The 24,248-nt window shown below is 73.2% G+C and carries 25 protein-coding genes and 1 pseudogene; 15 read left to right on the top strand and 11 right to left on the bottom strand.

Going from position 1 to position 24,248, the window contains the following annotated elements; translation table 11 throughout:
• Positions 1 to 70: 70 nt before the first annotated feature.
• The 4 genes from AB0H64_RS33740 to AB0H64_RS33725 are packed head-to-tail and all read right to left on the bottom strand — an operon-like array spanning position 71 to position 2,634.
• A complete protein-coding gene (locus AB0H64_RS33740) occupies positions 71 to 628 on the bottom strand; it encodes a hypothetical protein (protein ID WP_357632726.1) in 558 nt (185 codons plus the stop codon).
• A gap of 2 nt (positions 629 to 630) precedes the next feature.
• Positions 631 to 1,530 carry a zinc metalloprotease HtpX gene (gene htpX, locus AB0H64_RS33735; protein ID WP_357632724.1) on the bottom strand — a complete coding sequence of 300 codons (900 nt, stop codon included), beginning with the start codon at positions 1,528 to 1,530 and terminating at the stop codon, positions 631 to 633.
• 4 nt (positions 1,531 to 1,534) lie between these two features.
• Positions 1,535 to 1,813 carry a hypothetical protein gene (locus AB0H64_RS33730; RefSeq protein ID WP_357632722.1) on the bottom strand — a complete coding sequence of 93 codons (279 nt, stop codon included), beginning with the start codon at positions 1,811 to 1,813 and terminating at the stop codon, positions 1,535 to 1,537.
• On the bottom strand, positions 1,810 to 2,634 hold the full coding sequence (locus AB0H64_RS33725) for a PspA/IM30 family protein (protein ID WP_310715095.1): 825 nt from the start codon (positions 2,632 to 2,634) through the stop codon (positions 1,810 to 1,812). The genes AB0H64_RS33730 and AB0H64_RS33725 overlap by 4 nt, the downstream gene beginning before the upstream one ends.
• Before the next feature lie 153 nt (positions 2,635 to 2,787).
• Here AB0H64_RS33725 and AB0H64_RS33720 point away from each other — a divergent pair, with 153 nt between their 5' ends.
• Positions 2,788 to 3,372, top strand: coding sequence for a DUF3043 domain-containing protein (locus tag AB0H64_RS33720; protein WP_357632720.1), 585 nt, complete (start codon positions 2,788 to 2,790; stop codon positions 3,370 to 3,372).
• A 100-nt stretch (positions 3,373 to 3,472) separates the two neighbouring features.
• Here the strand turns inward: AB0H64_RS33720 and AB0H64_RS33715 are convergent, their stop codons facing one another.
• Positions 3,473 to 4,519 carry an SMI1/KNR4 family protein gene (locus AB0H64_RS33715; protein ID WP_357632718.1) on the bottom strand — a complete coding sequence of 349 codons (1,047 nt, stop codon included), beginning with the start codon at positions 4,517 to 4,519 and terminating at the stop codon, positions 3,473 to 3,475.
• 56 nt (positions 4,520 to 4,575) lie between these two features.
• Between AB0H64_RS33715 and AB0H64_RS33710 the strand changes: the two genes are divergently transcribed.
• Positions 4,576 to 5,574, top strand: a complete 999-nt coding sequence (locus AB0H64_RS33710; protein ID WP_357632716.1) for an aldo/keto reductase family protein — start codon at positions 4,576 to 4,578, stop codon at positions 5,572 to 5,574.
• 145 nt (positions 5,575 to 5,719) lie between these two features.
• Here AB0H64_RS33710 and AB0H64_RS33705 read toward each other — a convergent pair whose 3' ends face one another.
• Entirely contained in the window at positions 5,720 to 5,926 is a 207-nt protein-coding gene (locus AB0H64_RS33705) for a hypothetical protein (protein WP_357632714.1), read from the bottom strand.
• A gap of 186 nt (positions 5,927 to 6,112) precedes the next feature.
• Here AB0H64_RS33705 and AB0H64_RS33700 point away from each other — a divergent pair, with 186 nt between their 5' ends.
• Positions 6,113 to 7,174 (top strand): bifunctional adenosylcobinamide kinase/adenosylcobinamide-phosphate guanylyltransferase, encoded by a 1,062-nt coding sequence (locus AB0H64_RS33700; RefSeq protein ID WP_357632712.1) that lies wholly within the window; start codon positions 6,113 to 6,115, stop codon positions 7,172 to 7,174.
• A gap of 33 nt (positions 7,175 to 7,207) precedes the next feature.
• Here AB0H64_RS33700 and AB0H64_RS33695 read toward each other — a convergent pair whose 3' ends face one another.
• A complete protein-coding gene (locus tag AB0H64_RS33695; protein WP_357632710.1) occupies positions 7,208 to 8,008 on the bottom strand; it encodes an ATP-binding cassette domain-containing protein in 801 nt (266 codons plus the stop codon).
• A 33-nt stretch (positions 8,009 to 8,041) separates the two neighbouring features.
• On the opposite strand from AB0H64_RS33695, the gene AB0H64_RS33690 reads away from it, so the two are divergent.
• A complete protein-coding gene (locus AB0H64_RS33690) occupies positions 8,042 to 9,001 on the top strand; it encodes an adenosylcobinamide-GDP ribazoletransferase (protein WP_357632708.1) in 960 nt (319 codons plus the stop codon).
• A gap of 94 nt (positions 9,002 to 9,095) precedes the next feature.
• On the opposite strand, the gene AB0H64_RS33685 is transcribed toward AB0H64_RS33690, so the two are convergent.
• From AB0H64_RS33685 to AB0H64_RS33675, 3 genes are read right to left on the bottom strand one after another with little or no spacing between them, the layout of a single operon-like run.
• Positions 9,096 to 10,043, bottom strand: coding sequence for a CPBP family intramembrane glutamic endopeptidase (locus AB0H64_RS33685; protein WP_357632706.1), 948 nt, complete (start codon positions 10,041 to 10,043; stop codon positions 9,096 to 9,098).
• A complete protein-coding gene (locus AB0H64_RS33680; protein WP_357632704.1) occupies positions 10,040 to 11,002 on the bottom strand; it encodes a hypothetical protein in 963 nt (320 codons plus the stop codon). Before AB0H64_RS33680 ends, AB0H64_RS33685 begins: the two co-directional genes overlap by 4 nt.
• Positions 10,999 to 11,346 (bottom strand): GntR family transcriptional regulator, encoded by a 348-nt coding sequence (locus AB0H64_RS33675; protein ID WP_310715117.1) that lies wholly within the window; start codon positions 11,344 to 11,346, stop codon positions 10,999 to 11,001. Before AB0H64_RS33675 ends, AB0H64_RS33680 begins: the two co-directional genes overlap by 4 nt.
• A gap of 95 nt (positions 11,347 to 11,441) precedes the next feature.
• Between AB0H64_RS33675 and AB0H64_RS33670 the strand changes: the two genes are divergently transcribed.
• The 10 genes from AB0H64_RS33670 to AB0H64_RS33625 all read left to right on the top strand — a co-directional run bounded on the left by AB0H64_RS33670 (position 11,442) and on the right by AB0H64_RS33625 (position 22,236).
• Entirely contained in the window at positions 11,442 to 12,935 is a 1,494-nt protein-coding gene (locus AB0H64_RS33670; protein ID WP_357632702.1) for a leucyl aminopeptidase, read from the top strand.
• Between the two features lie 51 nt (positions 12,936 to 12,986).
• A complete protein-coding gene (gene lpdA, locus AB0H64_RS33665; protein WP_357632700.1) occupies positions 12,987 to 14,351 on the top strand; it encodes a dihydrolipoyl dehydrogenase in 1,365 nt (454 codons plus the stop codon).
• Between the two features lie 37 nt (positions 14,352 to 14,388).
• Positions 14,389 to 15,876, top strand: a complete 1,488-nt coding sequence (gene sucB / locus AB0H64_RS33660; protein ID WP_357632698.1) for a 2-oxoglutarate dehydrogenase, E2 component, dihydrolipoamide succinyltransferase — start codon at positions 14,389 to 14,391, stop codon at positions 15,874 to 15,876.
• Between the two features lie 291 nt (positions 15,877 to 16,167).
• Positions 16,168 to 17,061, top strand: a complete 894-nt coding sequence (locus AB0H64_RS33655; protein ID WP_357632696.1) for a TIGR01777 family oxidoreductase — start codon at positions 16,168 to 16,170, stop codon at positions 17,059 to 17,061.
• Between the two features lie 43 nt (positions 17,062 to 17,104).
• Positions 17,105 to 17,842 (top strand): peptidase E, encoded by a 738-nt coding sequence (locus AB0H64_RS33650; RefSeq protein ID WP_357632694.1) that lies wholly within the window; start codon positions 17,105 to 17,107, stop codon positions 17,840 to 17,842.
• 38 nt (positions 17,843 to 17,880) lie between these two features.
• A complete protein-coding gene (gene lipB, locus AB0H64_RS33645; protein ID WP_357632692.1) occupies positions 17,881 to 18,573 on the top strand; it encodes a lipoyl(octanoyl) transferase LipB in 693 nt (230 codons plus the stop codon).
• 58 nt (positions 18,574 to 18,631) lie between these two features.
• Complete coding sequence (locus AB0H64_RS33640) at positions 18,632 to 19,693, top strand: hypothetical protein (RefSeq protein WP_357632690.1); 1,062 nt, start codon at positions 18,632 to 18,634, stop codon at positions 19,691 to 19,693.
• Positions 19,694 to 19,755: 62 nt separating this feature from the next.
• A complete protein-coding gene (lipA, locus tag AB0H64_RS33635; RefSeq protein ID WP_357632688.1) occupies positions 19,756 to 20,685 on the top strand; it encodes a lipoyl synthase in 930 nt (309 codons plus the stop codon).
• A 105-nt stretch (positions 20,686 to 20,790) separates the two neighbouring features.
• The gene (locus AB0H64_RS33630; RefSeq protein WP_357632686.1) at positions 20,791 to 21,471 is read left to right on the top strand and encodes a DUF4191 domain-containing protein; all 681 of its coding nucleotides are present in this window, start codon (positions 20,791 to 20,793) and stop codon (positions 21,469 to 21,471) included.
• A complete protein-coding gene (locus tag AB0H64_RS33625) occupies positions 21,472 to 22,236 on the top strand; it encodes a methyltransferase domain-containing protein (protein ID WP_357632683.1) in 765 nt (254 codons plus the stop codon). It abuts the gene before it with no gap.
• Between the two features lie 45 nt (positions 22,237 to 22,281).
• Here AB0H64_RS33625 and AB0H64_RS33620 read toward each other — a convergent pair whose 3' ends face one another.
• Positions 22,282 to 23,322, bottom strand: coding sequence for an LLM class F420-dependent oxidoreductase (locus AB0H64_RS33620; RefSeq protein WP_357632681.1), 1,041 nt, complete (start codon positions 23,320 to 23,322; stop codon positions 22,282 to 22,284).
• A 140-nt stretch (positions 23,323 to 23,462) separates the two neighbouring features.
• Between AB0H64_RS33620 and AB0H64_RS33615 the strand changes: the two are divergent.
• Positions 23,463 to 24,179 (top strand): annotated as a pseudogene (locus AB0H64_RS33615) (ABC transporter ATP-binding protein); the annotation flags it as partial.
• Positions 24,180 to 24,248 lie beyond the last annotated feature (69 nt).

Here is a 24,248-nt window from a genome sequence, read left to right as displayed (position 1 = left end):
CACGATGAAGGCAGAAGCCGCAAATACCGACAATTGTCGCTCCACGCGACAATTACATCACTCTCCGTGTTCAGAGCCCCGGGGCGCCCCACACCGGGAACCAGCGGGCGAGGTCGGACTCCAGCGGGAGGTCGTTCGCGAGCGCCCCCCGCGCCTGGAGTTCGAGCGCGTTGTCGCGCCGCCGGCCGGGCAGGGGCGCGAACGGGTAGAAGGTGCCGCGCTTGTACAGGTAGACGACCGCCAGCCGCCGCCCGTCCTGCCCGGCGAACGACACGAGCGAGCACAGCAGCGACGGGCCGAACCCGGCGCCCTCCAGCGTGGAGTTGACCGCGTGCAGCTCCGTCACCAGGTCACCGGACGCCTCGGACGGGCGGCGCACCAGGAGCCACGTGTAGCCGTAGCCGTCGTCCGACTCCTCGACCCGGTCGCCGAGCAGCGCCTTGGCATCCCGCTCCGCCGCCGCGAACGCGCCGCCCTCCGCGGCGCGGAACGCGACCGAGCCCAGCCCGGTCGGCGTCAGGCCGGTGGCGGCCTCCAGCGTCACGGCGGCGGACGGCAGCGCGAACAGCGCGTCGAGGTTCGGCCTGACCGGTTTCGAGCGGCCCAGGAGGGCGTCCAGCCAGCCCACGCTCATCCCCGCCCGAGCTGGTCGGAGATCTCCGAGAGCTGCCGGAGGCGGCGGTCGAGCGGCGGGTGGGTGGAGAAGAGGTTCGCCAGCGTCGCGCCAGGCGCGGCGGCCGGGGCGAAGTAGAAGGCGTTGAACGGCGCCGCCTCACGCAGGTCGCGCGTGGGTATCCGGGCCATCTCCCCGCTGATCTTCACGAGGGCGCTGGCCAGCACCGAGGGCCGCTGCGTGAGCAGGGCGCCGGCCCGGTCCGCGGACAGCTCGCGGTAGCGCGACAGGGCCCGGGTCAGCAGGAAGCTCACCGCGTACACGAGGATGGAGACCAGCATGACGATCAGCCCGATCGGCAGGCCGCCCTGGTTGTCGGAGCGGCGCGCGCCCAGCCCGCTGTAGAGGGCGAAGCGCGTCATGAGCCCCGCGACGACGCCGAGGAACGAGGCGATCGTCATGACCGCGACGTCGCGGTGGGCGACGTGCGAGAGCTCGTGGGCCAGCACTCCCTCGAGCTCCCGCGCGTCCAGGCGGCGCAGGATGCCCGTCGTCACGCAGACGACGGCGTGCTTCTGGTCACGGCCGGTGGCGAACGCGTTGGGGACGTCCGAATCCGCGATGGCCACCCTGGGCTTGGGCATGTCCGCCATGGCGCACAGCCGGTCGATCAGGCCGTGCAGCTCAGGAGCCTCCCGCGGCGACACCTCGCGCCCGCCCATCCCGTACAACGCGATGCGGTCGGACAGGAAGTACTGCGCCAGCAGCAGGGCCCCCGCGACCAGCAGCACCGTCAGCGCCCGCACCCCCAGGGCGACGAGGGCGCCGACGAACACCACGTAGAGCAACCCGAGCAGGAACATCGTCACGACCATCCGGCCGGTCAGGCCGCGATCGGACGCGAACCGCGTGCGCACGGGGTCAGCCCGGGATGAGGCCCTGATCGCCCAGCATCTCCCGGACCTCCTCGATCGAGGCGTCCGCGGGGGGAAGGATCAGCTCTGACGGCTCAAGGCTGTCGTCGGGAAGCGCCTTGCCCACGTGGCGCACCTTGTCGAGGAGCGCGTGCAGCTTGACGCGGAAGGCGGCCTCGTCACCGGACTCGATCGCCGACTCAAGCTCGCTGTCCAGCTCGTTGAGCAGGGCTATGTCGGACGGCGAGATCTCGATCTGGCCCTCGCCCATGATCCTGACGATCATGCGCCCTCCCCCGGCTGACGCAGCTGCTGCGTGTGCTGCTGCGGCTGGCCCTGCTGCTGCGGCTGGGGCTGCGCCTGCTGCTGCTGGCGGCCCTGCTCGATCGCGCTCTGCGGCGCGGGCCCCTGGCCGAGCTCGGCCTTCATGCGGGCCAGCTCCAGCTCGACGTCCATGCCGCCGCCCATGCGGTCGAGCTCGGCCTGGATGTCGTCGCCGCGGGTGCCGCTGAAGTCGTCGAGCGCGCCGCTGGCCAGCAGCTCGTCGATGGCGCCGGCGCGAGCCTGCATCTGCGCGGTCTTGTCCTCGGCCCGCTGGATCGCCAGGCCGACGTCGCCCATCTCCTCGGAGATGCCGGAGAACGCCTCGTTGATGCGCGTCTGCGCCTCGGCGGCGGTGTAGGTCGCCTTGATGGTCTCCTTCTTGGTGCGGAAGGAGTCAACCTTGGCCTGCAGCCGCTGGGAGGCCAGCGTGAGCTTCTCCTCCTCGGCCTGCAGGTTGTCGTGCTGAACCTTCAGGTCCGCCATCTGCGTCTGCAGGCCGGCCCGGCGCTCAAGCGCGGTGCGGGCCAGGTCCTCGCGGCCGACGGACAGCGCCTTGCGGCCCTGCTCCTCATACCGCCTGGCCTGCTGCTCCAGACCGTTGATCTGCAGCTCGACCCGCTTGCGGGAGGTGGCGACGTCGGCCACGCCCCTGCGCACCTTCTGCAGCAGCTCCAGCTGCCGCTGGTAGGAGTAGTCGAGGGTCTCGCGCGGATCCTCCATCTTGTCCAGGGCCTTGTTGGCCTTGGACTTGAAGATCATCGAAAGTCTCTTCATCACGCTCATGCGCGTCGGCCGTCCCCTTCTTAGGTCGTGCTGGTGGTCACCCAGTGCAGCGCAGCCGCCCTGGGATTACCCTACGCATAACGCACGAGGGCGTCACTAAGTTGCAGTCCAGGTAGGGTTGACGTCGTGTTGCGACGCCGTTCCCAAACCTCCGTGGACGACACTCCCGTCCCCGTTGACGATCCTAAGCCTCAGGGCAAGGGTCGTCCCACACCCAAGCGCCGAGACGCCGAAGGCAGGCGGCGCCAGCCGGTCAGCGCTCCGAAGGATCGCAAGGAGGCCTACCGGCAGATGCGGGCCAAGCAGGCCGCGGAGCGCGAGCGGGCCCGTAAGGGCATGCTGGCGGGAGAGGAGCGTTTCCTCCCGGCTCGTGACAAGGGCCCGGCCCGTAAGTTCGCCCGCGACTGGGTCGACTCGCGGCGGCTGCCGAGCCAGTACTTCCTGCCGTTCTCGCTGGTGATCCTGCTGGCGACGTGGATCCCGTGGCCGCCCGACATCCGGGGCATGGTCCTGGGCTACGTCATCACGATCGGCTGGCCGATCATGATGATCGGCGTCGTGGCCACCTCGATCTACGTGGCGTGGCGGGTCAAGCGGGTGGCGGCCGAGAAGCTGCCGAACGAGAGCATGCGCGGCGTCGGGTTCTACGCGGCGATGCGCGCGCTGCAGATCCGCAAGCTCCGCTTCCCGCCGCCCACGGTGCGGCCGGGCGGCAAGCCGGTGACGCCCAAGAAGTAGGCCCCAAGCAGGCCAAGAGGCGGCCCTGCAGCAGGACGGCCGCGGCGCGCCACCCGGGGATGGGCGCGTCGCAGACGTCTACTCCCAGGTGAGCACGCCACTACTCCCAGGTGAGCACGCTGCGGACGACGCGTGGCCGCCACTGTCCCAGCCGGCCCCGCTCCAGGCCGTCGGCCGTGGCCTTCAGCAACGCGTAGTACGACCTGACCCGCAGGCCGCCGGGCCGGGTCGACACATACTCGTCGCCGATCTCGAAGACGGTGCCGGAGTCCTCGCCGGAGACGAGCAGAACCCCCTCCAGCTGGCCCCCGACCGGGATCAGCCTGTCGTCCCAGTCCTCCCCCGGCAGGATCCCGCCGCCGTCGCGGCAGTACTCCCGCCAGAGGGCGCGGATCTGCCGGACGCCGAACAGCCGCTCGCCGAGGATCCCGAAACCCGCCGCCCCGTCATGCCGCAGGAGGGAGGCGCGCAGGGCGTCGGGGAATTCCACGCCCATCTGCGCCTCCGCGAGCGCGATGGCCCTGGGCCTGCTCCGGGCGCCGAGCGTCAGGTACGTCCGCGGCGCGTTCTGCCTCAGCCACCGTTCGATGCGCCGCCACTGGCGGTTGACGGCACGCCGGACGCGCGGGTCGATCGGCCGTACCACCGCCGGACGCGCCGTGGGACGGCAGACCAGGTCCGAAGGCGTGAGGAGCTCGGGGCTCAGGCTCGGGCTCGGGGAGGCGCCGGCGGGGATCGGGGTGGGTGGGACCGCGGCGACAGGAGTCGCGCCCCGGATCGCGCCGTCGCGTCCCATGACGGTCTCGGGGGCGGCGCCGCTCCCGCGGCCCGGGGCGGCGGGCCCCGCGAGCGCGACCGCGGCCACGAGCGCCACCGCCACGAGCGCGCCGGCGCCGAGCACCAGCGGCGTGACCCGCCCCGCCCGCCGTGCGCCGCGAGCGGACGGGCCCGTCCCGGCGTACCGGCCGGGACGCCTCACCCGGAAAGTCGCGTGATCGGGCGTCCGACCGGCCGTCTCACCAGCCGTCTCACCGGCCGTCTCACTGGCCGTCTCACTGGCCGTCTCCCGGTGCGACCGGCGGCGCAGCCGTACGGCGATCGCGGTCAGGATCGCCGCCGTCAGCGCCGTCCGTACGAGCTTCAGCACGTCGCGCACCCTATCCCGAATCCGGTCACATCACGTGACCGCCTAGGGTCGGGTGCATGGAATTCCGTCACCTCGGCCGCAGCGGTCTCAAGGTCAGCGAGATCAGCTACGGTAACTGGCTCACCCATGGCTCCCAGGTCGAGGAGGAGGCCGCCAAGCAGTGCGTGCAGGCCGCCCTCGACGAGGGGATCACCACGTTCGACACCGCCGACGTCTACGCCGGCACCAAGGCCGAAGAGGTCCTCGGCCGGGCGCTGAAGGGCGTGCGCCGGGAGTCGCTGGAGATCTTCACCAAGGTCTACTGGCCCACCGGACCGGGCCAGAACGACCGCGGGCTGTCCCGCAAGCACATCACCGAGTCGATCAACGGCTCCCTGCGCCGCCTGCAGACCGACTACGTCGACCTCTACCAGGCGCACCGGTTCGACGCCGAGACGCCGCTCGAGGAGACCCTGAAGACGTTCGACGACCTCGTACGGCAGGGCAAGGTCCTCTACATCGGCGTCAGCGAGTGGACCGCCGACCAGATCGCCCGGGCGCTGAAGATCTCCGACGAGATGGGCTTCGACCGGATCGTGTCCAACCAGCCGCAGTACTCCGCGCTGTGGCGGGTCATCGAGGCCGAGATCGTGCCGCTGTCCGAGCGTGAGGGCATCGGCCAGATCGTCTGGTCGCCGATCGCGCAGGGCGTGCTCACCGGCAAGTACCTGCCCGGCCAGCAGCCCCCGGAGGGCTCACGCGCCACCGACCCGAGCGGCAGCGGCATGATCGCCCGGTTCATGAACGACGACGTGCTCACCCGCGTCCAGAACCTCAAGCCGATCGCGGCCGACCTCGGGCTCAGCATGGCGCAGCTCGCCGTCGCCTGGGTGCTGCAGAACCCGAACGTGTCCAGCGCGATCATCGGCGCCTCCCGGCCCGAGCAGGTGCGCGACAACGTGAAGGCGGCCGGCGTCAAGCTGGACCCCGAGGTGCTCAAGCAGATCGACGACGTCCTCGGCTCCGTCGTCGAGCGCGACCCCGCCAAGACCGTCAGCCCCGCCAAGCGCCCCTGACCCGTACCGGATCGTTCCTCCGCGTGCGGCGGCCGGCGGGACCCCGCGCGTGAGCCCCTGACACACGAGACCCCTTGAGCCCATGACCGCCGGCTCAAGGGGTCTCGCGTCTCACCGTCCGTGATCTACGTGCACGCCACGGCCGTCACTCCGCGCGCAGGGACATCCCCTGGTATTCGACACGGTCCTCGTCGAGCAGCGCGACCTGCTCCACACCGGACTCGAGCAGCTCACGCCAGTTCTCGCCGAGCCAGGACTCCGCGTCGGCCTGGCTCGGGAACACCTCTCGCGGCAACGGGCGGTCTGTCACCTCACTGCCATGCGCGTTCTCGTAACGCCACCGCCATGTCATGCCATTCGCTCCTTTTCCGCGGGTTCGCCGGCGCACCCTCCGGCGGCACTGGCACCCTACTCCCGCGCCCCGGCAAGGGCCCGCACCCCGCACCCGCCGTCCGCCCGCCTGCCGCCCGCCCTGCCGCCCGTCCGGCCCGGGACGGGCGTGCCGCCGCGGGCCGCCGGGGCGCGTACCCTCGGCGCGGTGAAGGTCTTTCTCCCCGGTACGGCGGGTGGCGCGGGCTGGCCGGAGCCGGGCTGCCGGTGCGCCTCCTGCGGGCGTCTTCCCGCCGGCCGCCGGCGGCCGTTCGAGGCGATCGTGGACGGCGCCGTACGCCTGCCGTGCCACGCCCCGCCGCCCGGCTACCGCGCATTCGGGGACGGCCACGGTCTGGAGGGCCCCGACGGCACACGCGTGCTGTACGCGCCTTCCGGCCCGACCGGTCTTCCGGACACCGGCCTTCCGGAGACGGTGGGCGGGCTCGGCCGCTGCGACCTTCTGCTGATCGACCTGCTCGACCGGCCGGAGCGGCTCGGGCTGCTGCGCCGTGAGGGAGTCGCGGACGGGGACACCCTCGTGGTGGCGGTCGGGCTCGACCACCGGGTGCGGTCCGAGGAGGAGCTGGCCCGAAGGCTGGCGCTGTGGGGCGCGCGGGCCGTGCCGGACGGCACGACACTCGACACGGCCCGCCGATCAGCCGGGTCCGGCCCGGAGGGGACGGTTTCCGGCATGACGCCCGTGTACCGGCCGCGGCGTGAGCTGGTGCTGGGCGGGACGCGTTCGGGGAAGTCGGCCGAGGCGGAGCTGCGGCTGGCCGCCGAGCCGTACGTGACCTATGTCGCCACCGGCCCCGGCGGCGAGGGCGACGCCGAGTGGGCGGCGCGGATCGGCGCGCACCGGGAGCGCAGGCCGGCGCACTGGGCGACGCTGGAGACGACCGATCTCGCCGGGGCGGTGCGGGACGCCACCACGCCGCTGCTGGTGGACGGGCTGGGCACGTGGCTGGCGGCGGTGTTCGACGAGCACGGCGCCTGGGAGGGCGACCGGGCCGCCGTCTGGCGGCGGTGCGACGAGCTGGTGGCCGCCTGGCGCGGGGCCGGGCGGCGGGTCGTGGCGGTGTCGGACGAGGTGGGCATGGGCGTGGTCCCCGCGACGCCGAGCGGGCGGATGTTCAGGGACGCGCTGGGCCGTCTCAACGAGCGCCTGGCGGCCGAGTCGGAGGACGTCGCCCTCGTCGTGGCGGGCCGCCTCGTCCCCCTGCCGTGAGCTCCCACCCGGCCGGACGAGGTGCGGGGACGGTCAGGGACGGACGGCGCGGGCGTACCAGCGGCCGTCGAGGCGGTCGACGTGGAGGGCGCGGCCGAAGCACTCGGACAGGTGGGCGGGCGTGAGGACGTCCGCCACCGGCCCCGCCGCCTGGACGCGGGCGTCGCGCATGAGCATGGCGTGCGTGGTCGTGGCGGGGATCTCCTCCAGGTGGTGGGTCACCGTGATCGTGGTGAGCACCGGCCGCGTCGCCGCCAGGTCCTCGACCGCCGCGATGAGGTCCTCGCGGGCCGGCAGGTCCAGGCCCGCGAACGGCTCGTCCAGCAGCAGCACCGCCGGGTCCGGCATGAGGGACCTGGCCACCCTGATCCGGGCCCGCTCGCCCTGGGAGCACACCCGGAACGGCCGGTCGGCCAGGTCCTTGCAGCCGAGGTCGGCCAGCAGGCGCAGGGCGCGGTCACGCTCGGCGTCGCCGTACCTGTCCCAGAGAGGGGCGCTGGTCCCGGTGTGCCCGGTGAGCACCACCGTCAGCGCGGTGGCCCCCTCCTCCTCCAGGAGCTCCTCGTCGACCAGGCGCTGGCTGGCGGCCACCAGGCCGATGTGGCGGCGCAGGGACCGCAGGTCGACCCGGCCGAGGCGGTGACCGAGCACGCTGACCGCGCCCTCGGTCGGGTGCCGCACGGCGGCGGCCAGCGACAGCAGCGTCGTCTTCCCCGCCCCGTTGGGGCCGAGGATCGCCCAGTGCTCGCCGTACTCCACCCGCCAGTCGACGCCGCTCAGCAGCGTCTTGCCGACGACCCGGACCGCTACGCCTTCGAGTTGAACCACGTGCATCCGCTCACCCTAACGGCCGTACCATCGACCGTTATGCGGCTTCGCGGGGGATCTCCCGGCTCTTCGCCGGGCGGGACGGGCCGGATGGACGGGCTCCGGCTGGCCGTGGGCATGCTGACGGTCTTCCCAGTACGTGTGGAACGGGTGGACCGGCGGGCCGCCGGCGTGGCCATGCTCGTGGCGCCGGCCGTGGGGCTGGTGCTGGGGGCGGTGGCGTGCCTGCCGCTGGTGCTCCCGGGGCCGCCGCTGCTGGGCGCGGTGCTGGCGGTGGGGGTGCTCGCGGCGCTGACGCGGGGGCTCCACCTGGACGGGCTGGCGGACCTGGCCGACGGGCTGGGCAGCGGCAAGCCCGCCGGTCAAGCACTCGACATCATGAAAAAGTCGGACATCGGGCCGTTTGGTGTCATGACGCTGGTGATCACGCTGTTCGCCCAGGTGGCCGCGCTCGTGGCAGCCGGGCCGTACGCGCTGGTGACCGCCTGCGTGACGGGACGGCTGGCCCTCGTCTGGGCCTGCCGCGCGGGGGTGCCCGCCGCGCGGCCCGGCGGGCTGGGATCGACGGTCGCCGGCACGATACGGCCCGCCTCCGCCTGGCTGGTGACCGCGGCGGCGCTGACCATGACCGCCCTCGCCGGCTGGGCCCTCCCGGCCGCCGCCCCGTCGGCCGCGGCGCTGACCGCCACCATGCCTCCTCCCGTTGCTGTCTCGCCCACCACCGCGCTGCCCACCACCGTGCTGCCCACCGCCGTGCTGCCCGCCACCGTGCTGCCCGCCACCGTGCTGCCCGCCACTGGGCTGTCCGGCGCCGGGCTCCCCGGCGCCGTGCCGCTCGCCTTCGTGCTGCCCGTCGCCATGGCCGCGGGGCTGGGGATCGCGCTGCTGCTGCTGCGGCGGGCGCGGAGCCGGCTGGGGGGCGTCACCGGTGACGTGCTGGGCGCGCTGGTGGAGACGGCGACGACCGGCGTGCTGGTGGTGTGCGCGATGGCGGGCTGACCTCCCCGGGCAGCCGGGCCGGCCACTCCGCGGGCGAGGGTGTTGCGACCGTCCGGGGAGCCGGGCACCCGACCGTGGAGCCGGGGGCCCGGGTTCAGGGGTCCGCGGGCGAGGGCTCCGTCAGGGGAGCAGCCGCGGGCCCTGGCCGCCGTACGGGGAAGAGGCGGAGCAGCACCACCCCCGTCACGGCGAGTACGGCCCACCCGACCAGGCCCGTGAAGCCGGCCACGACCGGGTCGGGCGGCGCGGCGGCGTCGCCGAGCAGCACGACGAAGCCCGTGACCGCGTTCACCGACCCGTGGGCGGCCACGGCGGGCCACACGCTGCCCGAGCGCAGCCGCAGCCAGCCGAACACCACCCCGGCCGCCACGCAGAACCCCACGAAGTACAGGGCGGCCCACGGGCCGAGGCGCCCGTAGTTGTAGCCGAGGAGCGTGAGCGGGGCGTGCCAGAGCCCCCAGATGACGCCCGAGAGGACCAGTCCGGCGACCGGACCGCGCGCGGCCACGAGCCGGGGAACCAGCCAACCGCGCCAGCCCCACTCCTCGCCGAGCGACGGCACCGCGTTGAGCAGCGGGCCGGCCAGCACCGCGATCACGATCTGGATGACGACCACCGTGGAGAGCCCGGCCGGCACCTGCGCCCCCTGCGCCCGCAGCCCCTCCTGGAACAGGCTGAACCGGGTGAGGTCCAGCGACACCAGGCCGAGCGCGGCGCTGAGCGCGATCGACACCGCCACGAGCAGCGGCACGCCGAGCCAGGCGAGCAGCACCAGCAGGAGGGTGCGGCCGGGCCGCTCCCCCAGCGTCAGCCCGGTCTCGCGGGCGAACAAGCGGAACGGCGGCCGCCGGGTCCCGCCGGAACCGCCCGGCCGGCCAGGGAGCAGCCACACGGCCAGCACGCCCACGCTGGGCGTGAACATCATCAGCACCGCCGACACCTGCGTCACGGGCGTGCCGAGGCCGCCCGCGAACCAGACGGGCAGCGCCGCCACCCACGCCAGCCCGAACGACACGGCCAGGAACAGCGGCAGCCGGTTCATACGAGTGCCCGTTCGGCGATGAGGGCGTTGATCAGGGAGGCCCCGCGCCCGGCGTCGTCGACGCTGATCGCCAGCCGCCCGCCCGAGCGGTAACGGACCACCAGGCACTCACCGCCGCGCAGCATGATCGTGGCGCTGCCCGGGAGGCCGCGGAAGCCCCACCCGCCGACCTCGACGGGGCTGCGCGTCTCGCTCCACGCCCGCTCGATGGCGTCCAGGCGGATCCTGCGCACCGGCCACCCCAGCGGCCCGAGCCCGATCGCGAGCCCGTCCTCGGTGACCCGCGCCGTGAGCGACGAGGTGAACAGGCCGACGGCCAGCGCGATCCCCAGGCCGGGCAGCGCGCGAGCGGAGCCTCCGTCGGCCAGGCCGAGCAGCACGAGCACGGCCAGGACGCACAGCGCCGCCCCGGCGGCCACGGTCACCGCGGCCAGCCACCGGTTGCCGGCCCGGCCGATCCACACGACGCGCCGGCCGGCCTGGAGCCGCAGCGACGGGGGCGCCGACTCCCCCGCGGACGGCGGGTCCGTCTCGCCGCGGCGCAGGTATCCGGTCAGCACCCCCACGGCCAGGGACGCGCCGACGACGACGGCCGCCTGCCAGCCGCTCAGCCGCGCCTCGGTCCAGGAGGCGGCGTCCAGGTTGGCCGACAGAGTCGTGCCGCTCATCCCGAGGAACAGCACCGCGTCCCCGGCCAGGGCGCCCCACCAGCCGGCTCGCCCGTTCCTGCGCTCCTGCGCCATCGGGGCGACCACGGCGAGGGTGACCCAGAGCACGCTCCACAGCGCGACGCTCGCCGTCGCCGACACGGCGAGCGGCATCGCACCGTCGGGCGCGGACCCGCCGCTCCAGTGCGTGGCGATCGGGTCGGGCAGCCGGTCACGTACGGCGAGCGGCGCCGCGGCCAGGACGGCGGAGACCAGCAGGCCCCACAGCGTGGCCGACTTCCGGGGGGTCATGGCAGCTCCTCCAGGATGGTGATGAGGTCCTCGCGGCGGTAGCCGTGCCGCTGGGCGTCCTCCAGCAGCTCGCGCGCCCGCTGGACCAGCAGGGCCCGGCCGCCGGCGGCGCCGGCGACGCTGACGCCCCGTCCCCGCCTGAACTCCAGCAGTCCCTCGTCGCGCAGGTCGCGCAGGGCGCGCAGCACCGTGTTGGTGTTGATGCCGAGCGCCAGAGCCAGGTCACGGGCCGGCGGCAGCCGGTCTCCCGGGGCATACGAGCCCTCGCCGATGGCCCGGCGGATGGCCGCCGCCACCTGCTCGTGCAGGGGCCGGGCGTCGTTGAGGTCCAGTGTCAGCAACATAGTGCCAATGATGCTAGCACCATTCCATCACCGCTGATTGGTGGGATGAACCCCTGTTTGTGAGTACCTCGGAACCCTCGATAGAGTCCGTTTACGTGACCACTGTGCGGCTGAACTCAGCAGATCCCGTCTCTTTCGACACCGACGCGCTGATCGTCGGGTTCCGGTCCGGCTCCGAAGCCCCCCGCCCCGTCACGAGCGCCGACGCGCTAGACGCGGCCTTCGGGGGCAAGCTCGCCGCCTCCCTGACCGCCGCCGGCTTCAGCGGCCGGCCCGGCGAGATCGCCAAGGTCCCCACTTTCGGCGCCATCACCGCCCCGCTGCTGGTCGCGGTGGGCCTGGGTGACGAGGCGTCCGGCAAGGACGACGCGGAGACCCTGCGGCGCGCGGCCGGCGCCGCCGCCCGCTCCCTCGCCGGCACCGCGCGCGCCGCGCTCGCGCTGCCCGCCGAGTCCGCCGCCGACGCCGAGGCCGTCGCCCTCGGCGCGCTGCTCGGCGCGTACGGCTTCAGCCGCTACCGCACCGGCGAGGGCGCCAAGGCGCCCGTGGCCGAGCTGGAGGTGCTGTCCCCGCTCCCCGCCGAGGAGGCCGGGCGGATCGCGGAGCGGGTCACCGCCCTCGCCGAGTCCGTCACCCTGGTGCGCGACCTGGTCAACACCCCGCCCTCCGACCTGTGGCCGGGGAAGTTCGCCGAGATCGCCGAGCAGGCGGCCGCGAAGGCCGGCCTGGCGGTCGAGGTGCTCGACGAGAAGCAGCTCAAGGACGGCGGCTACGGCGGCCTCGTCGGCGTCGGCCAGGGCTCGGCCAACCCGCCGCGGCTCGTCCGCCTCTCCTACACCCACCCCGACGCGGGCAAGACGCTGGCGTTCGTGGGCAAGGGCATCACCTTCGACTCCGGCGGCCTGTCGCTCAAGCCGTCCGCGTCCATGGACTGGATGAAGTCCGACATGGGCGGCGCGGCGGCCGTCTTCGGCGCGCTGCTCGGCATCGCCCGCCTGGGCCTGCCGGTCAACGCCGTCGGCTACCTCTGCCTGGCCGAGAACCTGCCGAGCGGCACCGCGCAGCGCCCCTCCGACGTCATCCACAGCTACAGCGGCAAGACCGTCGAGGTGCTCGACACCGACGCCGAGGGCCGCCTGGTGCTCATGGACGGCATCGCCCGCGCCGCCGAGGACTCCCCCGACCTGATCGTGGACGTGGCCACGCTCACCGGCGCGCAGATCGTCGCCCTCGGCTGGCGCACGGCCGGCGTCATGGCCAACGACGACGCCGTCCGGGAGCTCGTCGTCGAGGCCGCGACGGCCGCCGGCGAGGGCGCCTGGGGCATGCCGCTGCCCGAGGAGCTGCGCAAGGGCCTCGACTCGCCGATCGCCGACATCGCCAACCTCCAGCCCGAGCGCTGGGGCAGCATGCTGGCCGCGGGCATCTTCCTCAAGGAGTTCGTGCCCGACGGGGTGCGCTGGGCGCACATCGACATGGCCGGCCCCGCCTTCAACAAGGGCGAGCCGTACGGCTACGTCCCCAAGGGCGGCACGGGCGCCATCACCCGGACCCTGATCGGACTGGCCGAGCGGCACGCGAGCATCTGAAACAAATGAAAAGATGACGGCATCACGAACACCCCGACAAGGAGCCTTCCTGTGGCCTACGACATCGTCGTCCTAGGTGGCGGCAGCGGCGGCTATGCCTGCGCGCTGAGGGCTGCCGAGCTGGGCAAGTCCGTCGCCCTGATCGAGAAGGACAAGATCGGCGGCACCTGCCTCCACCGGGGATGCATCCCCACCAAGGCTCTGCTGCACTCCGCCGAGGTCGCCGACGAGACCCGCGAGAGCGAGACGTTCGGCGTCAAGGCGCGCTTCGACGGCATCGACGTCCCCGGCGTCCACGCGTTCAAGGACAAGATCGTCACCCGCGCCTGGAAGGGCGTGCAGGGCCTGCTCAAGGGCGCCGGCGTGACGATCGTCGAGGGCGAGGGCCGTCTCGTCGGGGAGCGCGCGATCCAGGTCGGCTCGGAGGTGTACGAGGGCGCCAGCCTCGTCCTCGCCACCGGCTCCGCGCCCCGCTCCCTGCCCGGCCTGGAGATCGACGGCGAGCGCGTCATCACCAGCGAGCACGTGCTGACCATGGACCACGTCCCGGCCTCCGTGGTCGTGCTGGGCGGCGGTGTGATCGGCGTCGAGCTGGCCAGCGTCTACCGCTCGTTCGGCGCCGAGGTCACGATCGTCGAGGCGCTGCCGCACCTGCTGCCCACCGAGGAGGAGTCGAGCTCCAAGCTGCTGGAGCGGGCCTTCCGCCGCCGCGGCATCAAGTACGAGCTGGGCGTCTTCTTCGACAGCGCCAAGACCACCGACACGGGCGTGGTGGTCACCCTGGCCAACGGCAAGACCCTCGACGCCGAGGTGCTGCTCGTCGCGGTCGGCCGCGGCGCGGTGTCCGCGGGCATGGGCTTCGAGGAGGCCGGCATCACGATCGAGCGCGGCGCCGTCGTGGTGGACGAGCACTGCCGCACGTCGGTCCCCGGCGTCTACGCGATCGGTGACCTGATCCCCACCCTGCAGCTGGCCCACGCCGGCTTCGCCGAGGGCATCATGGTCGCCGAGCACATCGCCGGCCTCAACCCGCCGCCCATCGACTACGCCGGAGTGCCGCGCATCACCTACTCCGACCCCGAGGTCGCCTCGGTGGGCATCACGTCCGCGCAGGCCGCCGAGCGCGGCATCGAGATCGTGGAGCAGGTCTACGACCTCGCGGGCAACCCGAAGAGCCAGATCCTCGGCACCGCGGGAGCGGTCAAGGTCATCGCCCAGAAGGACGGGCCCGTCGTCGGCGTCCACATGGTGGGCCGCCGGATCGGCGAGCTCGTGACCGAGGGTCAGCTGATCTACAACTGGGAGGCGCTGCCCGCAGAGGTCGCCCAGCTCATCCACGCACACCCGACCCAGTCCGAGGCCATGGGTGAGGCGATGCTGGCACTGGCCGGCAAGCCGCTGCACGTTCACAACTAGTCCAGCCCTCGAGATCAGAACGCGAGAGAAGATAACGATGCCGGTCTCCGTACAGATGCCCCAGCTCGGCGAGAGCGTCACCGAGGGCACGGTAACCCGTTGGCTGAAGAAGGAGGGCGAGCGCGTCGAGGCCGACGAGCCGCTCCTCGAAGTGTCGACCGACAAGGTCGACACCGAGATCCCGTCGCCGTCCGCGGGTGTCATCACCAAGATTGTCGTCGCGGAGGACGAGACCGTCGAGGTCGGCGCCGAGCTGGCCATCATCGACGAGAACGGCCAGGCCGGCGGTGCCGCCCCCGCGCAGGAGGAGGCTCCGGCCCCCGCCGCGCAGCCCGAGCCGGAGCCCGCCCCGGCCTCGTCGATCCCGCAGCCCGCGCCGGCCCAGCCGGCCGCTCCGCCGCAGCCGGCTCCGGCCCCGCAGGCGCAGCAGGCCCCGCCCGCGCCGGCCCCCGCTCCGGCTCCGCAGGCCCCGGCGCCTCAGGCCCCGGCTCCGCAGGCGCCGCAGGCGCAGGCTCCGGCCGAGCCCGCCGCCCCGTCCACGGGTGAGAGCCCGTACGTGACGCCGCTGGTGCGCAAGCTCGCCAACGAGCACGGCGTCGACCTGGAGTCGATCACCGGCACCGGCGTCGGCGGCCGCATCCGCAAGCAGGACGTGCTGGAGGCCGCCAAGGCGCAGCGCGAGCAGGCCCAGCCGGCCGCCCAGGCCCCCGCCGCCCAGCCGGCCGCCGCGGCTCCGGCCGCCCAGGCCCCGGCGGCGCAGGCCCCGGCCGCGGCGCCCGAGCCCGTCGAGGTCGACACCACGCTGCGCGGCCGCACCGAGAAGATGTCGCGCCTGCGGCAGACCATGTCCAAGCGGCTGGTCGAGTCGCTGCAGACGGCGGCGCAGCTCACCACGGTCGTCGAGGTCGACGTCACCAAGATCGCCCGGCTGCGTGACCAGGCCAAGGGCGAGTTCCTGCGCCGCGAGGGCGTCAAGCTGTCGTTCATGCCGTTCTTCGAGATGGCCGCGATCGAGGCGCTCAAGCAGCACCCCAAGCTCAACGCGACGATCAACAACGAGACCATGGAGGTCACGTACTTCGACGTCGAGCACCTGGGCATCGCGGTCGACACCGAGCGCGGCCTGATCGCGGCGGTCATCAAGAACGCCGGCGACCTCAACCTCGCCGGGCTGGCCCGTAAGACGGCAGACCTGGCCGAGCGCACCCGCGCCAACAAGGTGACGCCCGACGAGATCACCGGCGGCACGTTCACGCTGACCAACACCGGCAGCCGCGGCGCCCTGTTCGACACGCCGATCCTCAACCAGCCGCAGGTCGGCATGCTGGGCACCGGCGCCGTCGTCAAGCGTCCCGTGGTGGTGGACACTCCGGAGGGCGAGGTCATCGCGGTCCGCTCGATGGTGTACCTCGCGCTGACGTACGACCACCGCCTGGTGGACGGCGCCGACGCCGCCCGCTTCCTGACGACGGTCAAGCGCCGTCTGGAGGAGGGCCGCTTCGAGGCCCAGCTCGGCCTGGCCTGATTCGGGTAGAGGCCCGGACGGATTCTTTCCGTCCGGGCCTTTTTCACGGAGTCACGGCACGGCCGAGCCGGCCGCCACCCGCCGCACGGGGCTGAGGGCCTCCAGGAGGACGCCCGCTGACCGGGTGGTGGCGGACCGCCGTGACGCCGCCACTCTTGCCCGTCACCGTGGACGACCCGGCCCCGTGGACGAGACCTGAACCCGGCATCGGAGACACTCCCGCCTGGCGGGGCCGGTACACCCCCGGCGTGCTGCTCCGTGACCGGCGAGGGCTCGGCGTAGGGTGGGTTGATGGCGATCATCGTGACCGGGGCGTCGGGGCTGCTGGGCAGTGCGCTGGCCGGGGCCCTGAGGGAGCGGGGCGACCGGGTCGTCGCGCTGGTGCGCCGCCCGCCCGCGGGCCCGGACGAGCGGTTCTGGGACCCGTCCGCGGGCGTGCTGGATCCCACGGCCCTGGAGGACGCCACCGCGGTGGTCCATCTCGCCGGGGCGCCCATCGGCGACCGGCGCTGGAGCCCCGCCTACAAGCGCGAGCTGGTCCGCAGCCGGATCGAGGGCACCCGCACCCTGGTGGCGGCCCTCAGAGGGCTGTCCCGGCCGCCTGAGGCGCTGCTGTCGGCCTCCGGGGTGGACTTCTACGGCGACACGGGCGACCGGCCGATCGACGAGAGCGCGGGTCAGGGACGGGGGTTCCTGGCGGAGCTGTGCGGTCGCTGGGAGCGCGAGGCCAGGGAGGCGGAGTCGCTGGGGGTCCGGACGGCGCAGTTGCGCACCGGGCTGGCGCTCAGCCGGCGGGGCGGCGCGCTCGGCCGGATGCTGCCGATCTTCAGGATGGGGCTCGGCGCCCCGCTCGGCTCGGGCCGGCAGTACTGGTCGTGGATCTCGGAGACCGACTGGGTGGGCGCGGTGCTGCACGTCCTGGACCACCGTGAGGCGTCCGGCCCGGTGAACCTCACCTCGCCCGCGCCTGTCACCAACGAGGCGTTCACGCGGACCCTGGGCAAGGCGCTGCGCAAGGGCACGGTGCCGATGCCGGTGCCGGCGTTCGCGCTCAGCCTGGGGATCGGGGAGTTCGCCCGGGAGGCGCTGCTGCCCGGGCACCGCGTCCTGCCGCGCCGGCTGGAGGACACCGGGTACGGCTTCGCCCATACCAGTCTCGACGAGGCGCTGCGCGCCGTACTCTAGGGTGCTGTTCGTCGCAGCATCGGCACCTAGGGGAGGCACCGGCATGAGCAGGTCAGGGCAGTCGCACATCCTAGCCATCGGCGGCGGATCGTTCGTTCCGACCGAGCGCCACGGCTTCCTCCAGGCGAGCCCGCTGCTGCGCTACGCGCTCGACCTGACCGGTCAGGACCGGCCGCGCCTGGGCCTGCTGGCCACCGCGACGGGCGACGACGCCGACTGGCTGCTGAAGATGTACGGGGCGTTCGCCGGGTGGGACGTCGAGGTGAGCCACCTGACCGTCTTCCCCATGCCCAACGTCGCCGATCCCCGGGCCTGGATCCTGGAGCAGGACGTCATCTACGTCAGCGGCGGCAGCGTGGCCAACCTGATGGCGCTGTGGCGGCTGCACGGCCTGGACGAGGCCTTCGAGGAGGCGTGGCGGGCCGGGGTGGTGCTGTCCGGGCAGAGCGCGGGCGCCCTGTGCTGGCACGTCGGCGGCAACACCGACTCCTTCGGGCCGGAGCTGCGGGTGTGGGCCGACGGCCTGGCCCTGCTCCCCTACGCGTGCGGGGTGCACTACGACTCCGATCCGCAGCGGCGCGCGCTTCTCCAGGGCTCGGTGGCCAGCGGCGAGATGCCCGGCGGCTACGCGGCCGACGAGGGCGTGGGGCTGCACTACGTGGGCACCGAGTTCATCCAGGCGGTCAGCACGAGGCCCGGCGCGTACGCCTACCGGGTCGAGCACGACGGCGACGGCGGGGTGAAGGAGTTCAGGATCGAGCCGCGCCTGCTGACCTCCTGAATTACCCTTCAAGGGTGACGGAACGGCACAATGGACCCATGCGCCCCAGGCACGGGGTCGATCCCCTCCCACTCGCCATCGTCCGCCTCGGTGTCGACGTCCCCTATGAGCAGGCTTGGGCGCTGCAGCGCCAGGTGCACGGCAAACGGGTCGCCGGCGAGCTGACCGACACGGTGCTCCTGCTGGAGCACGCTCCGGTCTACACGGCCGGCAGGCGCGCCGCGCCGCACGAGCGGCCGGCCGACGGCACGCCGGTGATCGACGTCGACCGGGGCGGGCGCGTCACCTGGCACGGTCCTGGCCAGCTCGTCGCGTACCCGATCGTGGCGATCGGCGACGTGACGACGTACGTGTGCCGCCTGGAGGAGGCGATGATCCAGATCTGCGCCGACTTCGGGGTCGTCGCCCGCCGGGTGAGCGGCCGGGCCGGCGTGTGGGCGTCGGGCGATCCCGGTCTGGGGGTGCCCGACCGGCAGATCGGCGCGGTCGGCATCCGGGTGTCGCGCGGCGTCACGATGCACGGGTTCGCGCTCAACTGCGCCAACGACCCGCGCTGGTTCAACCGGATCCTGCCGTGCGGCATCCCCGACGTGGGGGTGACGTCGCTGTCGGCGGAGACGGGCCGCCGGATCGTGGTGGACGAGGTCATGCCGATCGCGGAGAAGCGGCTGGCGGAGTCGCTCGGCATGCAGCCGTTCGACCTGCACGAAGAGGACCTCATGCGGAAGTAGCGGCCCCGGTGCCGCGAAGGGGATGGCCGGGGACGGGACGGGCGTCTACGCTCAGGCCGTGAACCGGCTGATCACTCTTCTCCTCGCGGTCCTCGTACACGCCGTCACTCTCGCCTTCGTCGTGACCGGGGTGTGGATCGCCGCCGTCAACGCCGAGATGGTCTTCGGCTGGCTGGTGGGCGGCGTGCTGGTGGCGCTCGGCTGGATGCTGCGTCCCCGGCTGGGCGGGCGGCTGCCGGCCGACGCCGAGGTCCTCGGCCGCGAGGCCGCCGCAGAGCTGTACGGCCTCGCAGAGCGGGTGGCGGACCGGGCCGGCGGGCCGCGCCCGCGTGAGGTGGCGGTGCGCGACCTCGACCCGGTCTCCCGTCTGCTGCGGGTCGGCCCGTTCCGCAGGCCCGTGCTCGTGGTGGGGCTGCCGCTGTGGCTGGCCCTGTCGCCCCGGCAGCGGGCGGCGGCGCTGGCCCTGGCGTACGCGGAGACGCCCACGGTCGAGGAGCTGGTCGTGGACGGCGCGCTGGCGACGCTGGGCGAGTGGCGCGAGGCGCTCCTGGGCGCGGCGCCGCTGGAGGTGCGGCACGAGGCGCAGACGAAGGTGCTCGCCTCGTCGCTCGGCCCGCTCCACCAGCCGGGTACCGGGTACGAGGCGGCCGGGCTGCTGGGCCGTCTCCTCGGCCGGGTGCTGGGGAGCCCGCTGCTCCTGCTGGAGCGGGGGCTGACCCGGCTGGCGCGGGCGGACGCGGGCCGCGTCGAGCGGCGGCGCGAGGACCTGGCGCGGCGGGTCGTGCCGGCGCGCGACCTCGCGGAGGTGCGCGGGCTGCTGGCGAGCGGCCGGTACCTGGCGCCGATGCAGGCCGCGGCGCTGCGCGGGGAGAGCGTGCCGGCCATCCGGGAGCAGGCGCTGGCGCGGGCCGCGCTGCCGTCCGCGGGCCCCGAACAGGGCCGGGAACAGGGCCGGGAACAGGGCTCCGGCCAGAACTCGGGCCGGGACTCTGGCCGGGGCTCTGGCCGGGGCTCGGACGCGGGCTCGGAGCTGCTCGGCGCGGCCGAGTCGCACCGGATCGACGACGAGCTGCTGCGGCACTACACCCGGGCGATCCGCGGGTTCGGCCTGATCGCCTGATACCCCCCGCGGGAATCCACCCCTGGCGTGGTCCAGGTCCCGGCGAGACGTAAGCTGGGCTGGTGACCGTTGCTCCTGAAGGCCGAAAGCTCCTCCGCCTGGAGGTGCGCAACGCCGAGACCCCTATCGAGCGCAAGCCCCCGTGGATCAAGACCAAGCTGAGGACGGGCCCCGAATACACCGAGCTGAAATCGCTCGTGCGCCGGGAGGGCCTGCACACGGTCTGCGAAGAGGCGGGCTGCCCCAACATCTACGAGTGCTGGGAGGACCGCGAGGCGACGTTCCTCATCGGCGGCGACCAGTGCACGCGCCGGTGCGACTTCTGCCAGATCGACACGGGCAAGCCCAAGGAGTACGACCGGGACGAGCCGCGCCGCGTGGCCGAGTCGGTCCAGCAGATGGGCCTGCGCTACGCCACGGTGACCGGCGTGGCCCGTGACGACCTGCCCGACGGCGGCTCCTGGCTGTACGCCGAGACCGCGCGGCAGATCCACTCCCTGCTGCCCGGCTGCGGCGTCGAGCTGCTGGTGCCGGACTTCAACGGCGACCGCGGGCAGCTGGAGGAGGTCTTCTCCAGCAAGCCCGAGGTGTTCGCGCACAACGTCGAGACCGTGCCGCGGATCTTCAAGCGGATCCGGCCGGCGTTCCGCTACGAGCGGTCCCTGTCGGTGATCACCATGGCGCGCGAGGCGGGCCTGGTGACCAAGTCCAACCTGATCCTGGGCATGGGCGAGACGCGCGAGGAGGTCGTCGAGGCCATGCGCGACCTGCACGCGGCGGGCACCGACCTGCTCACCATCACCCAGTACCTCCGCCCGACCCCCCGCCACCACCCGGTGGAGCGGTGGGTCAAGCCGGAGGAGTTCGTGGAGCTGCAGGCCGAGGCCGAGGCCATCGGCTTCGCCGGCGTGCTGTCCGGGCCGCTGGTGCGCTCGTCGTACCGCGCGGGCCGGCTCTACCAGCAGGCGATCGAGGCGCGGCAGAGCGCCTGACGCACGGGTTGTCGCGGCGCCTCCCGGTGGGGGGCGCCGCGCCGTGTCCTGGCCGGTAAGGTCACGTTTTCCTTTCAGGACCGGTTGGTTTGTATCCTTGCGAACATGGCGAAGTCCGTGGACCCAGAGAAGCCGGGGCGCATCAAGCAGCTCCGCATGATCGCGCAGGTCATCCAGCAGGCCAACCCCAAGGGGTTGCCGATCGTGTTCCTGTCGGCGATCGGCACGCTCGCTGTGGTCGTCGTGATCGGCATGGTCACGGGCTTCCTGTGGTATTCGGTGTTCCTCGGCGTGATGCTGGGGCTCACCGTGGGCCTGGTCGTCTTCGGCCAGCTCGCCCAGCGGGCCCAGTACTCCATCCTGCACGGCCAGACCGGCGCGGGCGCGGCGGTGCTGCAGGGCATGCGCGGCAGCTGGCAGGTCACCCCGGCCATCGCGGTCAACCGCGACCAGGACCTCGTGCACATGGTGGTCGGCTACCCGGGCGTGGTGCTGGTGTCGGAGGGCCCGGGCAACCGGGTGGCGCGGATGCTGGCCGCCGAGAAGAAGCGGGTCGCGCGGGTGGTGCTGGGCATCGAGATCTACGACATCCAGTGCGGTGACGGCGAGGGCCAGGTGCCGCTGTCGAAGCTGCAGCGCCACATCATGAAGCTGCCGCGCAACCTGAAGAAGCCCGCGGTCAACGAGGTCAAGGACCGCCTGCGGTCGCTGCCGAAGAACGTTCCGATGCCCAAGGGCCCGATGCCCAAGGGCTCGCGGATGCCGCGCGGCCCCAAGATGCGCTAGATGCCGTCCTCCTCGTCACGGGCCAACCGCGGCTGGTGGGACGGCAACGCCGACGACTACCAGGTCGAGCACGGCGACTTCCTGCGTGACACCGGGTTCGTCTGGTGCCCGGAGGGCCTCGACGAGGCCGAGGCGGGCCTGCTGGGCGACGTGCGCGGGCGGCGGGTGCTGGAGATCGGCTGCGGCGCGGCCCAGTGCGCGCGCTGGCTGGTGACGCAGGGCGCCGAGGTGGCCGCGTTCGACCTGTCGCACCGCCAGCTCCGCCATGCCCGGCGCATCGACATGGAGACCGGTGTGCCGGTGCCGGTGGTTCAGGCCGACGCCGAGGCGCTGCCGTTCGCCGCCGGGTCGTTCGATCTCGCGTGCTCGGCCTTCGGCGCGCTGCCGTTCGTGGCCGACCCGGCGGCGGTGTTCCGGGAGGTGCGCCGGGTGCTGCGGCCCGGCGGGCGGTTCGTGTTCTCGGTGAGTCATCCGATCCGGTGGGCCTTCCCCGACGACCCGGGGCCGCGCGGGCTGACGTCCGACCGGTCGTACTTCGACCGCACGCCGTACGTGGAGAGCGACGAGGACGGCGTGCCCACGTACGTCGAGCACCATCGCACCATGGGCGACTGGGTGGGCCTGGTCGTGGCCTCCGGGCTGAGCGTGACCGGGCTGCTGGAGCCGGAGTGGCCGGAGGGCCACGAGCGAGTGTGGGGCGGCTGGAGCCCGCTGCGCGGCCGGCACATCCCGGGCACCGCCATCTTCACCGCCGAGCGGCCCTGACGCCGCCCGGCTCCCGGTGGCTCCCGGGGCCGTGTGGTGGTGACGTCAGGGCATGAGGTCCCGTAGCTGCTCGATCGCGGCGACCCGCTCGGCCGCGTCGTCCGCGAGGGGCTTCACGCTGACCGTGGTGATGCCGCACTCCTGGAGCTCGGCGACCCGTTCGGCCACGTACTCCTTCGGGCCGACGAGCGACGTGGCGCGCAGCAGGTCCTCCGGCACCGCGGCCTCCGCCTCACGCTTGCGCCCCGACAGGTAGAGCTCCTGGACGAGCTCGGCCTCGCGCTCGTAGCCGTACCGGCGGGCGAGGTCGTTGTAGAAGTTCTTGCCCCGGGCGCCCATCCCGCCGATGTAGAGCGCGAGCTGCGGTCGCCCCCGGTCGAGCAGGTACTCGACGTCGTCGCCGATGGCCAGGCCCATGGTGACCACGATGTCCAGCGGGCCGAGGCTCGGGTCACGGCGGGCCTGCCCGGCGTCGAGCGACGGCCCCCACACCTCACGCAGCATGCCGGGATGCACGAAGATCGGCAGCCAACCTTCGGCGATCTCGGCGGCCAGCCGGACGTTCTTGGGACCGATGGCGGCCAGCATGATCGGGATGCGCTCGCGCACCGGGTGGTTGATGAGCTTCAGCGGCTTGCCCAGCCCGGTCCCCCGCCCGGCCGGCAGCGGAAGCTCGTAGTGCTCGCCCTGGTGCACGACCTCCTCGCGCCTCCACACCTGGCGGCAGATCTCCACGATCTCGCGGGTCCGGGCGATCGGCGCGTCGTACGGCACGCCGTGGAAGCCCTCGACGACCTGCGGCCCGGACGCGCCGAGGCCGAGCGTGAACCGGCCGTCGGAGACGTGGTCCAGCCCGGCCGCGGTCATCGCGAGCAGCGACGGCGTCCGGGTGTAGATCGGCAGGATCGCCGAGGCCAGCCGCATCCGGTCCGTGACCGCCGCGAGGTACCCGAGCTGGCTCACGGCGTCGAAGGAGTAGGCCTCTGCCACGAAGGCGATCTCCACCCCGGCGGCTTCGAGGTCGCGCAGACTCGCCGCCGCCTGCTGGAAACCACCGCTGTAGCCGAGGGTCGTGCCGATCCGCATAGCGAACCTCCAGGATCTCGCCGTCTGTTGACGCGTGTGACATCGCTCACCTACATTACGCGTACTTAACGAACGTCCGATAGTGGCAATCGGCACGGAACGAACAGTCGCTGCACGGCTCGGCACAGCAAGGAGGCCGGATGCTCGACATCGAAGGGCTCGTCGTCCGCTACGGCGCACGCGAGCCGGTACTTCACGGGGTCGGCCTCACGGTCGCCGAGGCGGGCGTGGTCGCGCTGCTCGGCGCCAACGGCGCGGGCAAGACCTCCCTCATGCGTGCCGTCTCGGGCACGTTGCCGTTACACGGAGGGTCGGTCGCCGCCGGGGCGATCCGCTTCCTCGGGCGGGACATCGCCGGAGCGAACCCCGCCACCGCCGTGGCCGGCGGGCTGGTGCAGGTTCCGGAGGGACGGCACGTGTTCGGGGCGCTCACCGTCGACGAGAACCTCGACGCGGGCGCCGTCACCGTCCGCTCCCGGGAGGCACGGGCGCGCACGCGCCGCCAGATGTTCGAGATGTTCCCCCGGCTCGCCGAGCGGCGCCGGCAGCGCGCCGGCACGCTGTCCGGCGGCGAGCAGCAGATGCTGGCCATCGCCCGCGCGCTGATGTCCCAGCCGAAGCTCCTGCTGCTGGACGAGCCGTCGCTCGGTCTGGCACCGCTGCTGGTCAAGCAGATCGGCGAGACCGTACGCGAGATCAGCCGCGAGGGCGTGCCCGTGCTCCTGGTCGAGCAGAACGCGGCGATGGCGCTGTCCGTCGCCCATCGGGCGTACGTGCTGGAGCTGGGCCGGGTGGTGCTGAGCGGACCGGCCGGCGAGCTCTCCCGCAGCGACGAGGTCCGCCGGCTCTACCTGGGCGAGGACCTGGGCGCGGACCTGGGCGCGGATCTGGGCGCGGATCTGGGCGCGGACGCGGGCGAAGGCGCG

This window comes from Nonomuraea sp. NPDC050733 (genome assembly GCF_040654215.1).
GTDB lineage: Bacteria > Actinomycetota > Actinomycetes > Streptosporangiales > Streptosporangiaceae > Nonomuraea.
The sequence above is the reverse complement of the archived record's forward strand: the minus strand, read 5'-3'. Positions and strand labels throughout refer to the sequence as shown.